Source organism: Streptomyces sp. LS1784 (assembly GCF_020103755.1).
Taxonomy (GTDB): Bacteria; Actinomycetota; Actinomycetes; order Streptomycetales; family Streptomycetaceae; genus Kitasatospora.
This window is the reverse complement of record NZ_JAHSQD010000544.1, coordinates 1-5,521: the sequence shown is the minus strand read 5'-3', so window position 1 is coordinate 5,521 and position 5,521 is coordinate 1. Positions and strand designations below refer to the sequence as shown.

The 5,521-nt window shown below is 75.2% G+C and carries 5 protein-coding genes and 2 pseudogenes; 4 read left to right on the top strand and 3 right to left on the bottom strand.

Annotated features, from left to right (window positions below):
- Together KS423_RS37220 and KS423_RS37215 are read left to right on the top strand one after the other, a co-directional pair.
- Positions 1-1,345: hypothetical protein (locus tag KS423_RS37220; RefSeq protein WP_224284162.1), on the top strand; the 1,345-nt coding region annotated here is incomplete at its 5' end.
- A 266-nt stretch (positions 1,346-1,611) separates the two neighbouring features.
- Positions 1,612-2,379 (top strand): HAD family hydrolase, encoded by a 768-nt coding sequence (locus KS423_RS37215; protein WP_224284161.1) that lies wholly within the window; start codon positions 1,612-1,614, stop codon positions 2,377-2,379.
- A gap of 25 nt (positions 2,380-2,404) precedes the next feature.
- Here KS423_RS37215 and KS423_RS37210 read toward each other — a convergent pair.
- Positions 2,405-3,135, bottom strand: a pseudogene (locus KS423_RS37210) (alpha/beta hydrolase).
- A gap of 36 nt (positions 3,136-3,171) precedes the next feature.
- Here KS423_RS37210 and KS423_RS37205 point away from each other — a divergent pair.
- Positions 3,172-3,621, top strand: a complete 450-nt coding sequence (locus KS423_RS37205) for a nuclear transport factor 2 family protein (protein WP_224284160.1) — start codon at positions 3,172-3,174, stop codon at positions 3,619-3,621.
- Positions 3,622-3,671: 50 nt separating this feature from the next.
- Positions 3,672-4,667: a phosphotransferase family protein gene (locus KS423_RS37200; protein WP_224284159.1), complete on the top strand. Its 996-nt coding sequence runs from the start codon at positions 3,672-3,674 to the stop codon at positions 4,665-4,667.
- 49 nt (positions 4,668-4,716) lie between these two features.
- On the opposite strand, the gene KS423_RS37195 is transcribed toward KS423_RS37200, so the two are convergent.
- Together KS423_RS37195 and KS423_RS37190 are read right to left on the bottom strand one after the other, a co-directional pair.
- Positions 4,717-5,106 (bottom strand): nuclear transport factor 2 family protein, encoded by a 390-nt coding sequence (locus tag KS423_RS37195; protein WP_224284158.1) that lies wholly within the window; start codon positions 5,104-5,106, stop codon positions 4,717-4,719.
- 118 nt (positions 5,107-5,224) lie between these two features.
- A pseudogene (locus KS423_RS37190) lies at positions 5,225-5,521 on the bottom strand (MFS transporter); the annotation flags it as partial.

The window sequence follows — 5,521 nt, the reverse complement described above, 5'->3', positions numbered from 1 at the left end:
CGCCGGCCGCCCGACCCCGGGCAAGGCATCCGTCACTGCCGCGCCCGCCGGGGACCGGCAGGCCGCGATCGGCAGTCCGGGCAAGGACGGTGGCGCCGTCACGGCGGCGACGAAGAACCTCCAGCTGACGGCCTACGACCCGGCGGGCGGAACAGCGGTGCTGTCCGCGGTGGGGCCGGCGGCCACGGCTTCGGCCTCCGCCCCTGCCTCCGCCCCTGCCTCCGCCCCTGCCTCCGCCCCTGCCTCCGCCTCTGCTGCCGCCGCCTCGCCGAGTGCCGTGCCCACGGCGGCCACTGCCGCCGTCCAGCCCGGGCAGCTGATCGCCAGCCCGCCCACCGCCGCAGCACCGCAGGGCGCGCTGGTCGCCGTCACCGGCGTCCGCCCCGGCGCGGGCAACACGCTCGCCCTGACCACCCGTCCGGCCACCCTGGCCGAACTCCTCGGCGGCACCGAGGCCGACGGCAACGTCCCCGTCGACCCGCACGGCATCACGGTGACCCCGCTGGTCAAGGACCTCAAGGCGACCGCCGGCCTGACCGGCGACGGCGTGCAGGCCGATGCCTCCGGCACCCTGGAGGTGAACCTCAAGGCCCCCGTCCCGCTGCCCGGCGGCGCGAGCCTCGACGCGTCCGGCTCGCTCCAGCTCCACCCCGCCGTCCACTTCGCCTACCACGGCGCGGCGGCCGGCAGCCCGCGTACCGCCTCGATCGGCTTCGACCTCGGCGCCCACGCCCAGTGGAAGGTCACCGGCGACGCGGCCCGCAGCACCGGCGCGGCACCCGTCAGGGTGCCCTTCGCCAAGTTGCAGGCCAGCCCGGTGCTGACCGTCGCCGGCCTGCCCGTGGTCGTCAACCTCGGCCTCACCTGCTACCTGGAGGTCAGCGCCGACGGCCAGGTCCACCTGGAGGCGGAGCAGGACGCCACCGGCACCTGGGCGGTGCGCGCCGACTACACCGGCGGCAAGGGCTGGACCCCGGTCACGAACGCCGAGACCAAGGTCACCCCGGTGCACGTGCGGCTCAACGGCAAGGCGGGCGTGCGGGCCGCGCTCGGCGCCGAGATCAGCCTCGGCCTGTACGACACCGTCGGCGTGGAGACCACCGTCGCCCCCTACCTGCGCGCCCAGGCCGAGGGCTCGCTGACCGTCGACTCCTCCGGCAACCCTCCGCAGGTGCAGGGCAGTTGGTCGCTGGTCGGCGGCGTCGACCTGAGCGGCTCGCTGCTCGCCCACCTGAAGGTCTTCGGCACCCCGATCATCGAGGGCAAGCTGCCGTTGCCGCCGTTCCACCGGGAGTGGCCGCTGCTCGCGGGCTCGGCGGCGCTGCCGTCACCGCAGCACAGCTGATTCCTCGCCATCCTGTGGGCCCCTCGGCGGAGTCATCCGGCCGAGGGGCCCTCGTCGTGGGCAGGCCCGGACGGGCGCAAGGGGGAGCGGGGCGGGGAACGGACGCCGGGTGCTCGGTGGCGTGGCCGCCCTGGACCGGCCGCAAGCGCTACTGCTCCCAGCGCTGCGCCAACCGCGACGCCGTGCGGCGCGACCGGCGAGCGGCCCGGCCCGCGCCTGACGTGGGCGGTGGATCGTGTACGGGACCGGCTGGATAGCATCGCCCGGTGATCACTTCCAGCGCCCGCACCACGGTCTTCGACATCGACGGCACGCTCTGCTTCGACGGGCGGACGATCGACAGCCGGATCCTCGCCGCCCTCGACGCCTGTGAGCGCGCCGGCCACCAGCTGGTCTTCGCCTCCGCCCGGCCGGTCCGCGACCTCCTGCCCGTCCTCGACGGGGCCTTCCCCACCGCCACGCTGATCGGCGGGAACGGCAGCCTGGTCTCCGTCGACGGCCAGGTGCGGGCGCGGGCCGCGTTCGAGGCCGGTGAACTCGGCCGGCTGCTGGCCGAGGCCGAGCGGTTCCGGGCGGGCTACCTCGCCGACGGGCCGTGGGACTACGCCTACACCGGACCGGCCGACCACCCCATCCGGGGCCGGGTCGACCAGGGCGGCCTGGCCCGCCGGGTGGAGCTCGCCGAGCTCCCCGCCGTCGTCAAGTTCCTGGTGGTCGACGCGACCGACCCGGCGGCCCTCGCCGAGGCCGGCCGCGGGCTCGGGATGACCGTCAACCACCACCTCGACGAGGCGATCATCGACTTCGCCCCGGGCACCACGAACAAGTGGGAGGCGCTGACCTCGCTGGGGATCGACGCGTACAACGCCTTCGGCAACGACATCAACGACCTCGACCTGCTGCGCAACGCGCGGCACTCGGTCCGGGTCGGCACCCACCCGGGCCTGGACGGCGTCGCCCGCGTCACCGTCGCCGCCGAACCGGAGGCCGTCGCCGCCGAGATCTCCCGGCTGGCCGAGGCGCCCGGCCGGTAGCCGCCGGGCGCCGCGACCGTTCGCGTCAGGCCGAGGCGGCAGCCGAGGTGGTGGCCGACTCGGCGGCCGGGCGGCCGAGGTGGCGGGCGAGGAAGCGGACCGCGCTGTCGGCCTCGAAGCGGGGCAGATCCTTGTGCCGGCCCGCGTTGGCGTGCAGCGTCTTCTCCGTCGAGGCGAAGGCGTCGAACAGCACCAGGCCGGCCTCGCGCGGGATGTGCTCGTCGTCCCACTGGAGGTCGAACTCGACCGGGACGGTGATCCGCTTCGCGTGCTCGACCAGGACGTCCGGCCAGTGCTGGCCGAACACCGCGGCCATGTTGAGGCCGAAGTAGCCGACCGGCCCGTCGGTGCCGATCTCCGGAAGCTGCTGGAGCGCGTCCAGCGCCGCCCGCCACTCGGGCACGGCGAGCTCCGCCAGGTGCGCGTTGTAGCGCACCACGATCGGCCCCTCCGGCTCGCCGGCCGCCCGCGCCCGGTACAGCTCGGCGATCTCCGCCTCGTCGTGCGCGGCCGGTCGCCGTGTCCGGGCGCGTCGAGCACGGCGACGTGGAAGCCGCAGCCGGCCACCAGGAGCCGCGCCCGGCCCGACATGGCCGGGTGCTTCTTGTGGTTGCCGCCGCCGTGCCCCATCAGCACCAGCGGCGCACGACCGGTGCCGCCGGCGGAGGATGCGCCGGAGGTGGGGGACCAGAGCACACCAGCCCGGTCACCGCCCCGCCAAGCGGTTTTCCGACGCCTGGTCAGAGCATGGGACAGTCAGGGGGACGACTGCCGTCCGGCCTTGGGGGGAACATGTCCGCGCCCACCGATCCGGTGCCGAGCCACCGGGCGATCGAGAACCTGATCGCGCGCTACGCCGAACTCGTGGACGACGGCGACTTCGCGGGGCTCGGCGCCCTGTTCGCCGACGCCACCTTCGTCGGCAGCGGCGCACCGCTGCACGGGGGCGAGGCCGTCGAGGCGATGTTCCGGGAAACGTTGATCGTGTACGCCGACGGGACGCCGCGGACCCAGCACGTCACCGGCAACGTGGCCGTCGAGGTCGACGAGCGGGCGGGGACGGCGGTCGCACGCTCGTACGTCACCGTGCTGCAGGCGCTGCCCGAGCTGCCGCTGCAGGCCGTCGCCGCCGGCCGGTACCACGACCGCTTCGCGCGCGGGGAGGACGGGCGGTGGCGGTTCGTGGAACGGCGGGTGCGGATCACCCTGGTCGGCGACGTGAGCCGCCACCTGCGGCGGTAGGGTGCGCCGACCGGGCCGGGGAGACGGCCGGGCCGGGGAGGGGCGGGGCAGTGGTGCGGGAGCTGTTGGCGGGTGCGGCGCGGGCCGCGCTGGGCGGCGGGCGGCGGCTGGAAGCGGCCCAGCGGCTGGCGGGCGGCAGCAAGAAGGGCGTGTACCGGCTGCTGATGGACGACGGGACGACGGCGATCGCCTATCGCTGGGACCGGTCCGAGAACTACTGGCCGGCGGCCGAGGGGGACGAGGACCTCGCCGACCCGTTCTCGCCCGGCCTCGGGTTCGACCTGTTCGAGGCCGCGCACGCACGGCTGGACGCGCTCGGCGTCCGGGTGCCGGCGATCCGGTTCGTCGAGCGAGCCGGGAGCCGTGACGGCGGCGGTGCTCCGGGCACGGCCGATCTCGCGATCGTCGAGGACGTTCCCGGCGAGAGCCTGGAGAGGCTGCTCGCCCGCGACCCGCGCGCCGCCGCCCCGGTGCTGGCCCGGCTCGGCGAGGCGCTGGGGGCCATGCGCGGCCACCGCGCGTCCGGCTACGGGAAGGTGGCGGTGGTCGACGGGGGAGGAGCCTCGCACGGTCCGTCGTGCGAGGGCGTCGTCCTGGACCGCGCGCTGCGCGACCTCGCGGAGGCGGCAGCGCGCGATCCCCGGATCGCGGGAGCCCGGGAGCGGTTCGCCGAACGGCTGCGGGGCCTGGCGGCGGCGGTGCGGCCGCGCGCGGAGTACGTGGTGGTGCACGGCGAACTGGGGCCCGACCACGTGCTGGTGGACGCGGACGGCCGCCCGGTGCTGATCGACATCGAGGGCGCGATGTACTTCGACGTCGAGTGGGAGCACGTCTTCCTGCGGATCCGCCTGCACGAGGCCGACTACCGGTCTCTGGCGGCCGACGCGCTGGACGAGGACCGGCTCGCCCTCTACGCGCTGGCGCAACGCCTCTCGCTGACGGCAGGCCCGCTCCGACTGCTCGACGGGGACTTCCCGGTACGGGAGGCCATGGCCGGCATCGCCGAGCACAACCTGCGGCAGGCCCTGCACCTGGTCGGCGACTGACCGCCGTCGGAGCCGGACCCCGGCCGGCCGCCCGCGCGCCGGCCGCCGGTCACCCGGTGAGCTGGGCCCGGAAGACGGCGCTGTTGAAGTACGCCCTGGCCTCCCGGATGAGACCGGTGTCGTCCAGCTCGTAGACGTTGATGCCGGACCAGTTGACCGGCTTGCCGTCCAGGGCGACGGCGGCGCCGCGCCAGGAGACCGCGACGTGGCTGCCGACGGTGTGTGCCTCCAGGGGCGTCAGCCCGAGGAACGGACGGAAGCCGGGCAGGACGGAGGCGATGAAGCCGTGGATCGCGGCGCGCCCGGTGATCGGCGGCGTGCCGACGGGGTCGTGGAAGACGCCGTCCTCGGCGAAGGCCTTCGCCCAGGTGTCGGCGTCGCCTTCCTGGGAGGCGCGGAAGAACTGGAGGACGGCGGGCGGCATGGCCGGGAACGTCATGGAAGATCCTTTGGGTCGTGGTGACGTGACGTGGCGACTTGATGAAGTGATGACGCGGTGGTGTGGTCACTTGGCGACTTCGTGACCCGGGAACCCGGGAACCCGGGTGTTCGGGGACTCAGCGGCCGACCCCGGCCCGCAGAGCGGTCAGGGCGGCGACCGCGGCGAGCGCGATGAGGCCGCACACCCCCGGCCAGCCGAGCTGGCCGTGGAGCCGGATGCCGAGCCAGGAGCCGGCGCTGCCGCCGAGGAACGAGCAGGTCATGTAGGCGGTGTTCAGCCGGCTGCGGGCCTCCGGGCGCAGCGCGAAGATGCGGGCCTGGTTGGCGACCTGGCTGCACTGCACCGCCACGTCCAGCAGCAGGAGGCCGGCGGCCAGCGCGACCAGGCCCGGTGCGCCGCCCGCGCTGCCCGC